We start from the raw sequence: 16,444 nt of genomic DNA, 5'->3' as shown, positions 1-16,444 counted from the left end.
ATCGAGAGAGAAAAGAGACACCGTGGCTGTTCCAAAGCGGAAGATGTCCCGATCCAACACCCGTCACCGCCGCTCCCAGTGGAAGGCTTCGACCCCGAAGCTGGTGAAGACCGTGGAGAACGGTCGCGTCGTCTACAGCCAGCCTCACCAGGCCAAGCTGGTCACCGACTCCGCCGGCACCCCGCTGTTCTACGAGTACAAGGGTCGCAAGGTCGCCGACGCCTGATTCTCCTGCACTGAAGAATCGAGCAGTGGAGAACCATGCAGTGACAAAACACGAAGAGCTTACGAAGAGCCTCGGGGTGCACATCGCCCCCGAGGCTCTTCGTCTTGCCCTCACGCACCGGTCCTATGCCTATGAGAACTCCGGGCTCCCCACGAACGAGCGGCTGGAGTTCCTCGGCGACTCTGTCCTCGGACTGGCTGTGACGGACTACCTCTACCGAAGCTTCCCGGATCTTGCCGAGGGAGACCTCGCCAAGCTTCGTGCTGCGCTGGTGAGCACCCGCGCACTGGCCCGCGTCGCCCGCGGACTCGGCATCGGCCCGTACATCAGCCTCGGCGCCGGCGAACAGCTGACCCAGGGCAAGGATAAGGACTCGATCCTTGCCGACACCATGGAGGCGCTCATCGGCGCCGCCTACCTCTCCACCGACATCGAGACCGCGCGCCGACTGGTGCTGCGCCTGGTCGTCCCGCTGCTCAGCGACAAGGACGCGATGACCGCCGGGAAGGACTGGAAGACCACCATCCAGGAGATCGCCGCAGGACGCGACATGGGAGAGATCCGCTACCTCATCGCGGACTTCGGTCCCGACCACCACAAATCCTTCACCGCCACCCTGGTCATCGGCGGCGTCGAGCATGGTTCCGGCTCCGGCCCCTCCAAGAAGGAGGCCGAGCGGGAAGCCGCTCGAAAGACCGTGGAGACGCTGACCTCCGGCCGAGGGGAGCAGGGCGACATTCTGACCCTGGTTCTCGACCGGTTCGAAGACGCAGCACCCTCCAGCTCCTGATGCGCCTGGTGCCCCATGCCTGAGCTGCCCGAGGTGGAGGTGGTGCGTCGCGGCGTCGACCGCTGGGCCGCCGGGCGCAGAGTTCACTCTGTGCAGGTCCATGACCTGCGCAGCCTTCGTCGACACGCTCCGAGCATCCCTGATGTGCAGGAGCGGATCGAGTCCTTCAGCGCGGCGCTGCGGGGAAGCATCCTGCTGGCACCTCAGCGTCGTGGCAAATTCCTCTGGATCCCGCTGCAGCCTTCCTCCGACTCGCCGCGGCAGGCGAACCGGGTGGAACAGATCGGCCCTGACCCGCAGGCTGGTCCGGCACACGCGCTGCTGATCCACCTGGGGATGAGCGGTCAGGTGCTGATCAACACCCCGGAGACCCTGCCCCAGAGACATCTCAAGATCACCCTCGGGCTGACTGCCGAGGGGGAGGCCCCGAGTCAGCTGCGCTTCATCGATCAGCGCATCTTCGGCGGGATGCAGATCTCCGAGCTTGTCGCCTCGACACACCCCAGCGGCACGGTGCCCGTCGCCGCCTCCCATATTGCCGCGGACCCGCTGGAACCGAGCATGGACGCCGAAGTCTTCTTCCGCACCCTGCGCCGGCGCAAGACCGGGCTGAAACGGGCGCTGCTGGATCAGACCATGATCTCCGGCATCGGCAACATCTACGCAGACGAGGCGCTGTGGCACGCCCAGCTGCACTACACCCGACCGACCGAGACCATCACACGCAGTGAAGCAAGCCGTCTCCTGCGCAGCGTGGAATCCGTGATGGCGGCCGCCCTGGCGGCCGGCGGAACCAGCTTCGATTCCCTCTACGTCAACGTCAACGGGGCCTCCGGCTACTTCGACCGGTCGCTGCAGAGCTACGGGCGCGCCGGTCAGCCCTGCCGCCGCTGCGCAGGAACCCCGCGCGCCGCCGTGATCCGCCGTGACCCCTTCATGGGGCGCTCCTCCTACTGGTGCCCCACCTGCCAGCCCCGTCCGCGGCGCGCCCGAGGTTGAGCTGAGGCTCGAGCGTCCTCGCTTCGCCGCGCTGCCAGGCGCGGGCCTGCGATGTCGTCCTCGTCATACCAGCAGATGCGCGGACCGCGAAGCTGGTGGGCTAGCATGAATCGGATCGACGAACGCGTAAAGGAGGGTCTGTGGCGGATAGGAAACACCCTGAGCCGCAGCCGCACCGACCCCGCCGGGCGGCGCGGATGCCCGCAGACTCCGCGAACTCTGCGCCCTCGGCTGAGGACTCCGCCTCACCTGCCTCGGCCAAGAAGGCACGAGACCCCCGACGAGGTCGCCGCACCATCCGCACCGTCCTCATCGCGGTGGCTGTGCTGCTCGTGGTGGCGGTCGGCGCCGGGCTGATCTACGTCCAGCAGCTGCGCAGCGCATTCGACGACCAGCGCAACGTGCTCGACCTGCAGCTCGACGGCGACGACTCTGCTGAGCGCACCGAGGAGGGGACGATCAACATGCTCCTGCTCGGTTCGGACAGCCGCGGCGAGGATGACCTCGAGTACCGGGGAAGCATCGGCGACAACGCCTCGGAGCGCTCCGACACGATGATGTTCGTCCACATTCCCGAGGACCGCTCCGGCGTCTATGTGATGTCGATCGTGCGTGACCTCTGGGTGGACGTGCCCGGGGAGGGTCAGGGCCGCGTCAACTCTGCCCTGGGAGTGGGCGGATATCCGCTGGTGGTCGACACCGTGGAAGAGCTGCTGAACACCCATATCGACCATGTGGCGATCATCGACTTCGATGGGTTCGCCGATCTGACCCGGGCGCTGGGCGGCGTCTATGTGGACAACCCCCGACCCTTCTCCACCGGACAGCACAACCCGGCGTTCTACCCCGAGGGCACCATCCGGCTCGAAGGTGACAACGCGCTGCGCTTTGTGCGCGAGCGCAAAGCATTCCCCACCGGGGACTTCGTCCGCGTGCAGAACCAGCAGCTGGTCGTCAACGGGATCGTGGACCGGCTGCTCTCCGCCGACACGCTGACCAACCCCCAGCGGGTCATGGACATCGTCAACGGCATCGTGCCCTACCTCAGCGTCGACGACGGACTGGACGCCGACACCATCGCCTCGTACGCCCTGGAGATGCGAGACATGCGCTCCGAGGACATCCACATGTTCACCATCCCCACCGGGGACCTGGCGACAACCGCCAGCGGAGCCCAGGTGATCCTCAAGGACGAGGAGATGCTCGAGCTGCTCCAGCGTTCCCTCAAGAACGAGAACATGGAGGGCTTCCTGGACTATGTGGAGCTGCGTGAATCCCAGGATGAGCAGCAGTGACACCACGCGTGCAGCTGCTGACCCACAGCTATTGGCCCGAGCGCACCGCGCCCCAGCGGCGCTGGGAGCGCCTGGTCGCCTCACTGCGCGAGGACGGCTGGGCGGTCGACGTCGTCGCTCCCGCGGCCAATAAGCACCACACCCCGGTCCACCACCGCGAGCAGGGCCGGTTCAGCCTGCGGCCTGTCATCGGCCCGTCCGGTGAGCGGGTGCACCGGACGCCCTATGTGCTGCTGCGCAATTCGCGCGCCGGCAGGTTCGCCTCTGATCTCGCTTCAGGGGTGCTGATGGTGCCCCGGGCGCTCACAGCGCCCAAGCCCGACCTCGTGGTCGCCACGGTGCCGGCGCTGCCCACGATCTGCGCGGGATGGGTCGTGGCCCGGGCGCGCAGGATCCCGCTGGTGGTCGACATGCGCGACGCCTGGCCCGAGCTCGCCCGCGAAGCGGAGGTCAGGGCGGGACCGCTGGGACGGCTCATGGAGGCGGCAGTCATCAGCGTCCAGCGTCGAGCCGAACTGGTGGTCACGGTCACCGAGGGATTCGCTCAGCGGCTCCGCGAACGCCAGGTCTCCCCGGTGGAGACCATCAGCAACGGCGTGGCGCTCGACCAGGTGCCCCAGCTGGACCAGCGACGGCGTGCCCCCGGGGAGCTGCGGCTCGCCTATCTCGGCAATCACGGGGAGAGCCAGGCGCTGGAACGCATGATCCGCGCGGTGGCCTCGATTCCACGAGACCAGGGGCTCGACGTCCGGCTGCGCCTCGTGGGCTCCGGCACCCAGAAGGAGCAGCTGCGCCAGGTGGCCCTCGCCACCGGCGCTCTGGCCAGCGGAGCTGTCGAGTTCTGCGACCCGGTCCACGGCGACGAGGTCTGGGACCACTACCGCTGGGCCGACTCCGCGCTGGTGAGTCTGCGCACCGACTGGGCCTCCTTCGCCTGGACCGTGCCCTCGAAGACCTTCGAGCTGATGGGGCTGGGCAAACACATCTCGGCTGCCGTCACCGGAGAGGCCGCCTGGGTGCTGGGCCATGCACAGAACGTGACCTACCTCAGCGGTGACACCGAGCAGATCGCCGCCACGCTCAGCCAGCTGGCCGCGGACCCGGACTCCACTCCGGTGGACCCCCGAGGCCGCAGCTGGGTCGCGGAGTACGCCGACCTTCCCGGGCTGGGCACGCGCTACGCAGCTCTGCTCGCGGCTCTTCGCGCCGAGGCGCACCGGTGATCACCGCAGCCAATGCCTATGTCTGCGTATGCACCTTTCGGCGTCCGGAACCGCTTGCGCAGCTGCTGAGCTCCCTGCGTGCCCAGGAACATGTGGCGCTGCCGAACCTGATCCTGGTGGACAACTCTCCCGAGGCTGAGGCGCAGGCCCAGGTCAAAGATCAGTACCCAGAGGCTCGGTACGTCCACGAACCACGCCCGGGCATCGCCGCGGCGCGCAACGCGGCTCTCGAGGCCGTCCCGGCAGAGGCCGAGGCGGTGCTGTTCCTCGACGACGACGAACGAGCCGCCGCGAACTGGCTGGCCACGCTGATCGACTGCGCGAACGAGTCCAGGGCGGACACCGTCTCGGGGCCGGTCATCTCACATTTCGGCGACGATCCGCCGACCTGGCTGCAGGAGTCCGGTTTCATCCGGCGCACCGATTTCCCCACCGGACCCTGGAGCTACCGTCCCGCGACCAACAATGTGCTGGTCCGAGCTGCCTGGTTCCGCGAGGCGGGCTTCCGCTTCGACGAGGCCTTCAGCTTCATCGGAGGCGAAGATTCGGATCTCTTCGGGCGGATGCAGGCAGCGGGCGCACGGTCCTGGTGGTGCGCCGAGGCAGTCGTCGTCGAAGATGTGCCGGCCGAGCGCCTGAGCCCCGCCTGGATGCGCCAGCGCGGACTTCGGGCCGGGCACGTCCGGGCGACGAAGCTGATCCGTCGCGCGGACCGGGATCATCCCGGGCTGCGGCTGCGGGCCCGGATCGCCGCCGAGGGTCTCGGCCGCATGGGCTACGGTCTCGCGCGCACCGCGGCGCGGCGCATGAAGCGGGCACCCGTGCGGTATGTGGACAGCATCTATCACCGGGAGGGTCTGGGCATGCTCCAGGCAGCGGCCGGACGACGCTACGAGGAATACGGCCGCTGAACGGCCAGCGTGTAGGCCGTCTCCGCCGCCGTGATGCCCCACTGCTCCGTCGCGCGCCGGTGCACCCGCTCGACCTCGGCGGCCACCTCTCGCAGTGCGCTCACCTGATCAGCGGACTTCGGCTTCAGCGTGCGGCGATACACGGCGCCCGCGCCCCGGCCCCAGCGTGTGCGCTTGAGCTGGGCCAGCTGCAGGGTGGCGGCCCCGCGCGCACGGCGCTTGAGCCGCCCCGCCGCCGGTCTCAGCTTCCGGGCTGATGGCAGCCGGCGCCGACCGAAGAACTGCAGCGCCTCCGGAGTGCGCCACGGGTACTGGCCCGGATCACCGACGTAGAACGCTGCGATCTCCCGCAGCACCTCGGCAGCCTCTTCCCGCTGGGCTGTGGGCACGCGCGAGTACTTCCACAGGTACCAGGTGACGAAGAAGTGCTCGAAGCGGGTGTCCATATAGTCCTGCAGCAGCCCTTCCTCCTTGAGCCAGGCGGATCGCGCGGCCTCCAGAATCAGGTACTTGCGGAAGTAGCCGGGAGTCACCACGTTGACGATCGAGGTGTCCACCGCGCCGTAGTAGACATAGACCGGTCGATCGACCGGGACGTAGGCGCGCGCGTGGAAGAGCAGCTGCTGGAAGAAGAAGGTGTCCTGCCCGGTGGCACCCTCCGGCTGGGTCAGTCCCAGGCCCTGCAGCCAGTCGGTGCGGGCCAGGAGTCCTTCGATGGAGGCCGGCCGGAAACGGATCCCACGCAGCGAGTCCCGTGTCGGCCAGCAGAGCCCGTCCCGACGTTCGATCGCGGAGTACCAGTCGTGGACCGGCAGGACCATGTGCCGGTCGGTCCAGGTGACCTGGGTGCCGAGCGCGAAATCGGCCTCGGGATGCTCGGCGAGACTCCGCTGCAGCTCGTGATAGCCGGCCTCGAGCTCCTCGTCGTCGGGGTCCAGGTAGGTCACGAACTCCGTGGCGGCGAGCTCCAGGCCGGTGTTGCGCGGGCGGGAGGCGGACCCGGAGCCCGCGGTGTGGTGGCGGAACGCGAAGACATTCGGATGGTCCCGTGCCAGCTCCTCCACGGTGGCCACGGTGACCGGGTCGGTGGAGCCGTCGTCGACCAGCAGCACCTGAGTGCGGGGGAAGTGCGGTGAACGGCGCAGCGAGGCGAAGGCCTTATGGCGCAGATGATCTCCGTTGTTGTAGACCGGGACGATCACGGAGAGCTCGAGATTCCCTGCCTCCGCCGCTCGGCGGACCTGTTCCTTGGCCTCAGCGATCTCATCGCCGGGGTGCGGCAGCGCGGCAGGGAGCAGCCCGCTCTCCCGGACGGAGGCCGCGGGTGCATGCCCCAGGTGATCGATGGCGTAGACGCGAGCGTCCTGCCCGGAGGCCGCCAGCACGGGACCGGAGACGAGCGCCGCCGGCTCGGGGCGCCACCACGCGGTCAGACCCAGGTCCAGCCCCATGTCATGGGGGTCGGGGAGGGAGGCGAGGCCGCGGTGGTGCCGATGGGCCCAGCTGTCGGACTCCGCAGCGGATCCGCTGAGCTTCGTGGTGATCGTCGCAGACTGGTAACGGAAGGCGGCCACGTGATCGGCCGCGTAGTGCGGCAGGTATCGCCGTCTCGTATCCAGCGGCAGCAGCACATCGATCTCTCGGGACAGCGGGTCTGCCGCGCGGGCGCCAAGCTGGTCCCAGGTCAGCAGCTCCACCTGCCCCAGGCCACGCGCCGCCAGGTCTTGAGCCGCCATGTCCTGGGCGAGCTCCGCGGTGACGGTCTCGGTCACGGCCACGACCATCTCCTGCTGGGGCGCGGCATCGAGGCGTGCGATCCGGGCCACGTGGGCGAGCAGGTCGGTGACGTGGTGGCGCAGGAAGACCTCCCGGACGCCGTCGCCCTGGGCCCGGCGCAGCTCCTCGAGGTCGAGCCCGCGCAGACTCTCCTCCACATCCGCCGCCGAGTTCGCGATGCGCACCTGCGGGTGATACGAGTTCAGGCCCTGGTTGTAGGTCGAGAGCAGCAGGGTCCCGGAGGCCTGCAGCTCCAGCGCCCGGTTGGCGAACATCGTCTGAGAGCCGATCACCGAATTGAGGTTCACCGCGATGTCCACCACACGCTGGAGGTCCATGAGCTCGTGATGGTCGAGGGCGGGGACCCGGTAGGGCCAGTACTTGACCGGGATCAGCTGGTTGCCGCTGAGCATCGGCTGCGCCGAGTCGAGCTGGGTGGAGATCTCTTCCCACCAGCGGTCCACGATCGCCAGCGGCCTGCCCGCGGCCAGCACGCCGTCCAGGATCCATTCCGCGAAGCGGGCCCGCTCGGGGTACTTCTTCCCCATCCAGGAGCCGGCGAAGAAGATCAGCTCGCGAGCCTGTGCCGGGGCGCTGCGGGAGCCGATCGGGGAGTGCAGCAGCGGATTGACTCCGAAGGGCAGCACCTCGATGCTGAGCGCGGCGGGGCAGTCGCGCCGATAATCTTCGATGACCTCGGCGGCCGTGGTGAGGATGTGATCGCAGGCGCGGGCCACATCGAGGAACTGGCGGTAGTCCGGCGGGTCCTCCTTGCCGTAGTAGACCGGGGGAGCCCCCGCTGTCCGGAAGGCGGGGATGATGGTGTTGATCAGGAGTCGACGGCGCGCGGGAGCCTCGGGGGAGGTGTTGTCCCAGGAGAACCCATCGTGACCGCGCCAGGTGGCGGCGACCAGCAGCAGGTCCACCTCGCCGACGTGGTCCTGCCAGTTCTCGGGAGTGATCGGGAACAGCTGGGCCGACCCCGAGTAGGTGTCGAAGAGGAACCGGTCACAGATGATCCCGATCCGCAGGTCCAGCGGGGGCCGCGAGACGCCGGCCTCGGTGGACGGCAGCTGCGCGGCGGCGATCTGCGCGGCGGCGAGCGAGTCTTGTACCGGCCGCGCGGCCAGCGGAGCCGCCAGTGGGGCTGCATGCGGGGACCCAGGGGCCCTGGAGTCCGGAGCCACGAAATCTGGAGTCGAGGAATCTGGCGCCGCGTCACCGTCAGACGCAGTCTGGGACCGGCGGCGCAGATCGGCGGCGCGCTCGCGGTGAGCCCGTTCCAGGGGACCCCAGAGCTGCTCGTAGTGCGCTGAGCTGGAGAGTTCGTGAGCCGCGGCGTCGTGCGCCTGAGCTGCCCGCTGTGCCGCCGACGCGACCGCGGAGGCCCCGGCGGCGGAAGCAGGCTGGCTGGCGGACTGTGCGGAGGCTTCGTCTGGGCGATTCACCCCTCGACACTATCTCGAGGCGTATTGGGTTTGGAGCAGACAGTCCGCCTTGCTAGAGTGGGGTCTCGTTGCGGCGGATGATCGGCTCTTCTTGAGGGCCAGAATCTGGACGCATGCGGGGATGTAGCTTAGTGGTAAAGCTTTGGTCTTCCAAACCAACGATGCGGGTTCGATTCCCGTCATCCCCTCCAGTCGCTGACAAGCCTCTCCCGCTGACCAGGCCCTCCCGGTCACCGCAGGAGAGGCTTTTTCTGTATCTGCCTGCTGAGCGAGCTGAAGAGTGAGAGGAACCCATGGCGCGTCCCCGGATCTACTTCGTGGTCCAGCCGACCGTGGCGCACTACCGCGAGCCGCTGCTGCGCCAGCTGTTGGAGTCCTCACGCTACGACTTTGACCTCGTGGGCCGGTTCAAGAACTCGGAAGCCTCCAGTGCAGACACCATCCATTCCGCCGCCGAGGATGTCCTCGACAAGGTCCGCCCGCTGCGGTTCTCCGCAGTCCGCCAGTTCTGGTGGGAGCACGGTCAGGTCCGCGAGATCTGGCGCGGTGAGCACGATGCCTATGTGATCGCCGGCAGGATCCCCACCGTCTCCGCCTGGGTCGCCTCCGCGGTTGCCGCGCTGCGCGGACGCACGCTGATCATGTGGGGGCACGGCTGGAAGCGCCCCGAGGACGGGCTCAAGCGCCGCATCCGCCTCGCGTTCTACCGGCTGACCGACGGCCTCCTGGTCTACGGTGACCGGGCCAAGGAGCTGGGCAGCTCCTACGGAGTGCCGGCGGAGAAGATCCAGGTCATCTACAACAGCATCTATCCGGAATCGAGGATCGGCGCGGCCCGGGAGATGGCAGCGTCCGCCGGCGCGGAGACTTCTCCCCGCGCAGCCGACGACGACGCCGGCTCGCCCGCCACGATCATCTACAGCTCCCGGCTCACGGCCCGGCACCGCCTGGACCTGCTCGCCGACGCCCTCGGCGGCATGGACGCGGAGGTGCGGCCCAAGGTCCTGATCGTCGGCGAGGGCGCCGAGCGTCCCCGGCTCGAGCAGGTCTTCGCCGCCCACGGGGTGGACGCGGAGTTCCTCGGAGCCGTCTATGACTACGCCGAGCTGCGCGCGCTCTACGCGCAGGCTGATCTCGCCGTCTCGGTGGGCGGCGCCGGACTCAACGTCACTCAGGCGATGAGCTTCGGTGTGCCGGTGCTCGCCGAGGACGGCAACCCCGACTCGAGCCCCGAGATCGAGGCAGTCCTCGAGGGCGTCACCGGGCGGTATTACCAGAGTGGTGACGCGCTCTCCCTGCGTCGGGTGCTCGCCGAGCTCCTCGCGTCCCCCGAGCAGCTGAGGCATCTGGGGGAGGCGAGCCTCGCCGTCGTGCGGGATCGCTACACCGCCGAGAAGCACGCCGAAGCGATCCAGAACGCCCTGGATGTGCTGCTCTCCCGCGCGGCGAGGCGGCCCTAGACCTCAACCCAGCCGGTATGACGCTCCACGCCGGCATCTGTCGCATGCCTGTGCCATGTCCCATCGCTGTTTCCGCTCAAAGGGGTGGGACATGGCATAGAGATGCGACAAGTCGCAGGAGGTCCCCGCAGGAGGGCCTGTCCACGCAGGAGGTGTCCTCCGGGTCAGTCCCGGTTCGGCAGGATCATGTTCGTCATCCGAGCGGTCGAGAGGCGGCGGCCGGCGTCGTCGGTCATCACGATCTGGTGGCTGGTCAGCTGGCGGCCCAGATTGATCGGGGTGCAGGTCGCGGTGACCAGGCCCTCGGTGACCGAGCGATGGTGGGTGGCGCCGAGTTCGGTCCCGACCACCGCGTTGTCCACGCCCAGGTTCACCCGGGCGTGCAGGATCGCGGCGATGGAGCCCAGCGTCTCGGCGAGCACCATGTGCGCGCCCCCGTGGAAGAGCCCCATGTTCTGCTCGTTCCCCGCTACGGGCAGTGTTGCCACCAGCTTGTCCGGGTGCATCTCCACGTAGCGCAGCCCCATCTTCACGCCCAGCGGGGTGACCCCGTGCGGGCCGGTCCACGGCTGATACTCGCTGGGAATCCCGGCCGCCTCCATCCGGGCGAGGCGCTCCGCTTCATCCGGGAACGGGGTGGGTCCGGCGGAGTCCTGGCTGCCGGAGACGTGATTGAGTGCATCATGCTGAGAAGTCATGGGCTCCAGCTTAGATGTTGCCGCGCGAGGCGATGCGTTCGAGGCGAGGCGCACCTGGGGTGACCAGCGGGGGTCGCGATAGGCTTAGGACCGTGTCAACTAGCCCCCATAAACTCCTTGTCATCGACGGTCACTCCATGGCGTTCAGGGCCTTCTACGCCCTGCCCACCGAGAGCTTCCTCACGGATTCCGGCCAATACACCAACGCGGTGCACGGCTTCACGAACATGCTGCTCAAGCTGATCCGCGAGGAGCTTCCCACGCACGTGATCCTCGCCTTCGACCTGGACACCCCCACCTTCCGGCACACCTCCTATGCCGAGTACAAGGGCGGCCGTGCGAAGACCCCCGAGGAGTTCCGCGGCCAGATCGACCTGATCAAGCAGGTCGCCGAGGGGATGAACATCGCTGTGGTGACCCTGGAGGGCTACGAGGCCGATGACATCGTCGCCACCTACGCCACCCGCGCGGACACCGCGGGCTGGGAGACCCTGATCGTCTCCGGGGACCGCGACACCCTGCAGCTGGTCACCGAACGGACCACGCTGATGTACCCCACCTCGGGCCTGTCCAAGGTCGCGATGCTGGACCCGGCGGCCGTCGAGGAGAAGTACCTGGTCCCGCCGCTGAAGTACCCGGACCTCGCCGCACTGGTGGGGGAGTCCGCGGACAATCTGCCCGGCGTGCCCAAGGTGGGCCCGAAGACGGCCGCGAAATGGATCGCCGAATATGGCTCCACCCGAGGGATCATCGAGAACGCCGACGCCATCGGCGGCAAGGCCGGAGAGAACCTGCGCGAGGCGCTCGCCGATGTGGAGCGCAACCTGGAGCTGAACCTGCTGCTGCGCGACCTCGATCTCCCCGTGGCGCTGGAGGATTCCGAGCTGCAGCTCCCCGACCGTGAGGTCCTGGATCCGCTCTTCGACGCGCTGCAGTTCAACCAGATCCGCGAACGGCTCTTCGAGACCTTTTCCGCGCGCTTCCCCGAGGCCGTGGTGGCGCCCGAGCCCACCGAGGCCCTGCCTGCGGTCACCGTGACCGAGCAGGCGGAGGAGCTCGCAGCGTTCCTGAAGACCCACACCGGGGCGCCGATGGCGATCTCGCTCTGCCTGGACCGCAGCGGCGAATCGCTGACCACCAAGCCTAAGCGGGACGAGGCCGCCCGCGTGGCCGAGGCGCTCGCCGTCGTGCTGGTGCCCTCTGCTCCCGGAGATGTGGCAGCGGCTGCCGAGGGGGCGGAGCCTCCCGAGGCGGATTCTGCCGAAACCGACGACGCCGGGGACTCCGCTGCTGAGCCGGCCGGAATCCCCGCGCTGGCCGTCTCGCTGAGCGCCCTCGACGCGAAGGCCGACGCCGTGCTCGCGGAGTGGCTGCAGGACCCGGAAGCGCCGAAGCTTGTCCATGACATCAAAGACGCCGGCAAACGGCTGGCCTGGCGCGGACTGCATCTGCGCGGTGCCGTGGAAGACACGCTGATCTCCGGCTACCTGATCCAGCCGGACCGACGGAACTTCGCCTTCGCCGAGCTGGTCACCCAGTACCTGGGTGCCTCTACCGATCCGGCCTCCTACCTCGGGGGCCACAGCGCCGACGACGCCGAGACGCCCGGTTCGCAGGGGCCTGACCTGTTCTCCTCCCAGGATCTGCTTCCCGGAGTCACCGCCGAGGACCTGGACGCTGCAGCCCTGCATGGGATGTTGCTGCATCAGCTCTCCCAGGCGCTGGGGGAGCAGCTGGTGGAGCGCAACGGTGAGAAGCTGCTGCGCGAGATGGAGATCCCGCTGGCCGAGATCCTGCTGCAGATGGAGCTCACCGGCATCGCCGTGAGCACCGAGAAGCTGGATTCGCTGGATGCGGAGTTCGCCGAGGCCATCGAAGCCTCAGCGCAGGAGGCTTACGCGGTGGTGGGGCATGAGGTGAAGCTGGGGTCGCCCAAGCAGCTGCAGGCCGTGCTCTTCGAGGAGCTCGAGCTGCCCACCGCCGGAGTGAAGAAGAACAAGACGGGCTACTCCACCGACGTGGAGACCCTGCAGGCGCTGCTGATCAAGACGCAGAACGACTTCCTGGTGCACCTGATGAATCATCGGGACTCCAGCAGACTGCGCCAGACCGTCACGGGCCTGACCGAGACGGTCACCGGGGATGGCCGGATCCACACCACCTACGCGCAGACTGTGGCCGCCACCGGCAGGCTCTCCTCGCTGAACCCGAACCTGCAGAACATTCCGGTGCGCACCGCGGAGGGACGGAAGATCCGCGAGGCGTTCGTGGTCGGCGCCGGCTACGAGTCCCTGCTCACCGCGGACTACTCGCAGATCGAGATGCGCATCATGGCCCATCTCTCTCAGGATCAGGCGCTGATCGAGGCCTTCCGTGCGGGGGAGGACCTGCACAACTTCGTCGGCTCCCGAGTGTTCGGGGTCGAGGCTTCCGAGATCACGCCCGAGCAGCGCTCCAAGGTCAAGGCGATGAGCTACGGCCTGGCCTACGGACTCTCCAGCTTCGGGCTGTCCAAGCAGCTGGGCATCGGGGTCGATGAGGCTCGGAACCTGATGAACGAATACTTCGAACGCTTCGGCGGAGTCCGGGACTATCTGCGCGAGGTGGTCACCCAGGCCAAGAAGGACGGGTTCACCTCGACCATCTTCGGGCGTCGCCGCTACCTGCCGGATCTGACGAGCGAGAACCGGCAGCTGCGCCAGATGGCCGAACGTGCCGCGCTGAACGCCCCCATTCAGGGCTCTGCGGCGGACATCATCAAGCAGGCCATGATCGGCGTGGACTCCGCCATGCGCGCCGAGGGGCTCGAGTCTCGGCTGCTGCTCCAGGTCCACGATGAGCTCATCTTCGAGGTGGCCGCGGGGGAGCGCGAGGCCCTGGAGAACCTGGTGGTGACCCATATGGGCGCAGCCGCCGAACTCGACGTCCCGCTGGATGTGCATGTGGGTGTGGGCTCCTCCTGGCATGAGGCCGCTCACTAGGCTGAGCCGCCCCGGGTGCGCCTGCCCCGCCTGGACCACCCGGCCCGCCGCAGCCCATCCCACCCACTTGTCGCATCCCTATGCCATGTCCCATCGCTTTGAGCCGAAATAACCATGGGACATGGCATAGACATGCGACAGATCATCGGGGAGCGACCCGAGGGCGTCTCGACCAGGGTCAAACACCCCAATACGCAGACTGCTCAGCGGCGGAAAAGGGCCCCGAGCCCTTCGGCGCGAGCCGGGTGGCCGGCGAGGCGAAGCCCCTGCCAGGCGGTGACCTGGTTGGCCGTGAGCACCGGCACGCCCAGGGCCTCTTCGAGCCGTGGCAGCACGGCGATCGTGTGCAGGGCGGTATCCGGGATCAGCAGACATTGCGCGCCGGTCAGGTCTGCGGCGCGGGCGGTCTCGAGCACCCACTCGGCGTCCAACAGCCCGGCGTCCTCGCCGCTGGGAACGTCGTAGGTGGACAGTGCGGTCACCGTGATCCCGTCCTCCTCGAGGAAGCGCACGAAGTGTGAGGCGACGTCCTGCGGGTAGGTCGCGGCCACGGCGACCCTGTTCAACCCCAGGTGGTGCACCGCTTCGGCGAATGCCAGGGAAGTGGAGGAGGACGGGACGCCGGCCGCCTCCTGGATCCATCTCGCCTGTTCCCGGCACCCATCCAGGCCATAGACGAAGCTGCCCGAGGTGCACGCCCACATCGCCGCGCGCGGGGCGAGCTCGCGCGCCTTCTCAGCGGATGGCACAAGGTTCCCCCGAGATCCCAGGTCCAGCAGTGCCTCGACATCGTGGTCGGTGCTGCTCTCCCAGGTATGGATCACCGGAAAAGAAGTCTCCGGAATGATCTGCTCGAGGGCGGGGAACTCGTCCTCCGCGCTGTAACCCGGATAGAGGATGGCGAGAGTGTGCATAGTGGTGAAAGGCCCTCTCGTGGTGCGTCGCGTGTCTCTCCAAGAACCTACAGGTAGATTGTAGACAATCATAGGGTGTTCTTCCGTGGCACCCGCAGCTCATCGAATGGAGAACCCTGATGGCCCGCTACCTCACCATCACCCTGGAGAAGCGCGGCGTCACCGCGCGGGCTCGCCTGCTCGACGAGGAGGCCCCACGCACCGCCGAGGCTGTGTGGCAGGCCTTGCCCCAGTCCGGTCAGGTGTTCCACGGCAAGTTCGCGCGCAACGAGATCTACGCCCTGGTTCCCGCCTTTGCGGCTGAGGAGCCCGGGCCCGAGAATCAGACGATCACTCCGATCCCGGGGGACCTGTGCTATTTCACATTCGAGGGTGTGCTCGATAATCCTGCCTATGGTTACGACGCCTCTGCAGGAACGGCCGAGAACCGGCTGCTGATTGATCTCGCCGTCTTCTACGGACGCAACAATCTCCTGGTCAACGGTGATGTCGGGTGGGTCCCGGGGAATGTGTTCGCCACGATCGAGGAGGGTCTCGCCGAGCTTGCCGCCGCGTGCCAGGACGTCTGGATGGGTGGTGCCCGCGGGGAGACGCTGAGCTTCGCGCGCGCCGAGACTCCCTCGGGTGACTGAACTGACCGACGCGCAGGACCCTCAGGCGTTCCCGGAGCAGCATTCCGGACCGTGTTCACCTGGCTGAAACCTCCCCACGGGTGGGAGCCCCTATAGTCGGAATCACCAGCACTATGAGTGCGATTCAGCTGTCATGGCCGAACTCTCGAGACTGTCGTTTTCGTCAGTCCCGCAATCCTGCGATTCATAGGAGTGAACATGACATTGGAAGCCCAGGGACTGCTGTCCGGCCCACCTTCCCGCTCGGCGCTCGGAGTTGTCATGCCGTTCGACATGGAGCTCGACGCAGAGCTGTGGCGCTGGCTCCCCGCCGACGTCGATCTGCTGGTGACTCGGACGCCGTTCGTGGACGCCGTCGTCACGGTGGAGTTCGCGCGGGAGGTGGCGCAGGCGAGAGTCGTCACCGATGGCGTCCGCAGCGTCACCGTCGGCCGCGCGGACGTGGTCCTCTACGCCTGCACGTCCGGAAGCTTCGTGCGTGGTCGAGCCGGACAGGAGGAGCTCGTGCGCGCGATGACCGACGCCGGCTCCCGCGACGCGGTGACCTCTTCCGGCGCGATCGTCGAAGCTCTCGGCGCCCTCGGGATCACGCGTGTCGCCACGGCCACGCCCTATCTGCCCTCGCTGTCGCTTCTGCTGGAATCGTTCCTCAACGAGTACGGCGTCACCGTGACCGGCAGCGCTGAGCTCGGACTCGACCGGCGCATCTGGGAGGTCCCCTACGCGCAGACCGCGGAGCTGATCCGTCTGGCTGACACCCCCGACGCCGAGGCCATCGTGGTGAGCTGCACCAATCTTCCGACGTACGACCTCATCGCGCCTCTGGAGGCGGAACTGGGAAAGCCCATCATCACGGCCAACCAGGCCATCACCTGGGCCGGACTCCGGCGACTGGGAAAGCTCGCGGAAGGCGAGGGGCAGTCACTGCTGCGCGCCACGGCGCACCGCGATCAGCCCGGGCCCGGGCCGACCGCGCGGTATTCGCTCCTCTCGCCCGCCCCGGAGCATCCCGCCGGAAGCGCTGTTCCACCACCCGTCCTCACGGGCGGCTGAACGCCCCACGCTGGCCACGACCGGACGACGCCGACCAC

At 67.9% G+C, this 16,444-nt stretch carries 13 protein-coding genes and 1 tRNA gene; 11 read left to right on the top strand and 3 right to left on the bottom strand.

The features are described 5' to 3' along the window. Window positions 1-22 precede the first annotated feature (22 nt). From rpmF to H4W26_RS03185, 6 genes are all read left to right on the top strand, one after another. On the top strand, window positions 23-226 hold the full coding sequence (gene rpmF / locus H4W26_RS03210; RefSeq protein WP_192590711.1) for a 50S ribosomal protein L32: 204 nt from the start codon (window positions 23-25) through the stop codon (window positions 224-226). A gap of 40 nt (window positions 227-266) precedes the next feature. Continuing rightward, window positions 267-1,016, top strand: a complete 750-nt coding sequence (gene rnc / locus H4W26_RS03205; RefSeq protein WP_192591989.1) for a ribonuclease III — start codon at window positions 267-269, stop codon at window positions 1,014-1,016. A gap of 15 nt (window positions 1,017-1,031) precedes the next feature. Next, complete coding sequence (gene mutM / locus H4W26_RS03200) at window positions 1,032-2,015, top strand: bifunctional DNA-formamidopyrimidine glycosylase/DNA-(apurinic or apyrimidinic site) lyase (protein WP_192590710.1); 984 nt, start codon at window positions 1,032-1,034, stop codon at window positions 2,013-2,015. 140 nt (window positions 2,016-2,155) lie between these two features. Then, window positions 2,156-3,310 (top strand): LCP family protein, encoded by a 1,155-nt coding sequence (locus tag H4W26_RS13960; RefSeq protein WP_192590709.1) that lies wholly within the window; start codon window positions 2,156-2,158, stop codon window positions 3,308-3,310. Beyond that, a complete protein-coding gene (locus H4W26_RS03190) occupies window positions 3,307-4,533 on the top strand; it encodes a glycosyltransferase family 4 protein (protein ID WP_192590708.1) in 1,227 nt (408 codons plus the stop codon). Before H4W26_RS13960 ends, H4W26_RS03190 begins: the two co-directional genes overlap by 4 nt. Further along, on the top strand, window positions 4,530-5,444 hold the full coding sequence (locus H4W26_RS03185) for a glycosyltransferase family 2 protein (RefSeq protein WP_192590707.1): 915 nt from the start codon (window positions 4,530-4,532) through the stop codon (window positions 5,442-5,444). The genes H4W26_RS03190 and H4W26_RS03185 overlap by 4 nt, the downstream gene beginning before the upstream one ends. Here H4W26_RS03185 and H4W26_RS13955 read toward each other — a convergent pair. Then, on the bottom strand, window positions 5,423-8,668 hold the full coding sequence (locus tag H4W26_RS13955) for a glycosyltransferase (protein WP_192590706.1): 3,246 nt from the start codon (window positions 8,666-8,668) through the stop codon (window positions 5,423-5,425). The two genes, H4W26_RS03185 and H4W26_RS13955, sit on opposite strands and share 22 nt — an antisense overlap. A 117-nt stretch (window positions 8,669-8,785) precedes the next feature. On the opposite strand from H4W26_RS13955, the gene H4W26_RS03175 reads away from it, so the two are divergent. Together H4W26_RS03175 and H4W26_RS03170 are read left to right on the top strand one after the other, a co-directional pair. Next, window positions 8,786-8,859, top strand: a tRNA-Gly gene (locus H4W26_RS03175). Window positions 8,860-8,961: 102 nt separating this feature from the next. Beyond that, window positions 8,962-10,128 carry a glycosyltransferase family 4 protein gene (locus H4W26_RS03170; protein WP_192590705.1) on the top strand — a complete coding sequence of 389 codons (1,167 nt, stop codon included), beginning with the start codon at window positions 8,962-8,964 and terminating at the stop codon, window positions 10,126-10,128. Between the two features lie 164 nt (window positions 10,129-10,292). Here the strand turns inward: H4W26_RS03170 and H4W26_RS03165 are convergent, their stop codons facing one another. Beyond that, the gene (locus H4W26_RS03165; protein ID WP_192590704.1) at window positions 10,293-10,826 is read right to left on the bottom strand and encodes a hotdog fold thioesterase; all 534 of its coding nucleotides are present in this window, start codon (window positions 10,824-10,826) and stop codon (window positions 10,293-10,295) included. A 32-nt stretch (window positions 10,827-10,858) separates the two neighbouring features. Here H4W26_RS03165 and polA point away from each other — a divergent pair, with 32 nt between their 5' ends. After that, window positions 10,859-13,807 (top strand): DNA polymerase I, encoded by a 2,949-nt coding sequence (gene polA, locus H4W26_RS03160; RefSeq protein WP_192591988.1) that lies wholly within the window; start codon window positions 10,859-10,861, stop codon window positions 13,805-13,807. Between the two features lie 203 nt (window positions 13,808-14,010). Here polA and H4W26_RS03155 read toward each other — a convergent pair whose 3' ends face one another. Next, window positions 14,011-14,721 (bottom strand): maleate cis-trans isomerase family protein, encoded by a 711-nt coding sequence (locus tag H4W26_RS03155; protein ID WP_192590703.1) that lies wholly within the window; start codon window positions 14,719-14,721, stop codon window positions 14,011-14,013. A gap of 119 nt (window positions 14,722-14,840) precedes the next feature. Between H4W26_RS03155 and H4W26_RS03150 the strand changes: the two genes are divergently transcribed. Both H4W26_RS03150 and H4W26_RS03145 read left to right on the top strand, forming a co-directional pair. After that, window positions 14,841-15,353 carry a DUF3830 family protein gene (locus H4W26_RS03150; protein ID WP_192590702.1) on the top strand — a complete coding sequence of 171 codons (513 nt, stop codon included), beginning with the start codon at window positions 14,841-14,843 and terminating at the stop codon, window positions 15,351-15,353. Between the two features lie 198 nt (window positions 15,354-15,551). After that, window positions 15,552-16,406 carry a maleate cis-trans isomerase family protein gene (locus H4W26_RS03145; protein ID WP_192590701.1) on the top strand — a complete coding sequence of 285 codons (855 nt, stop codon included), beginning with the start codon at window positions 15,552-15,554 and terminating at the stop codon, window positions 16,404-16,406. Window positions 16,407-16,444: the final 38 nt, after the last annotated feature.

The sequence above is a fragment of the Nesterenkonia halotolerans genome (assembly GCF_014874065.1).
In the GTDB taxonomy this organism is placed as follows: domain Bacteria; phylum Actinomycetota; class Actinomycetes; order Actinomycetales; family Micrococcaceae; genus Nesterenkonia; species Nesterenkonia halotolerans.
This window is presented reverse-complemented; position numbering and strand designations above follow the sequence as displayed.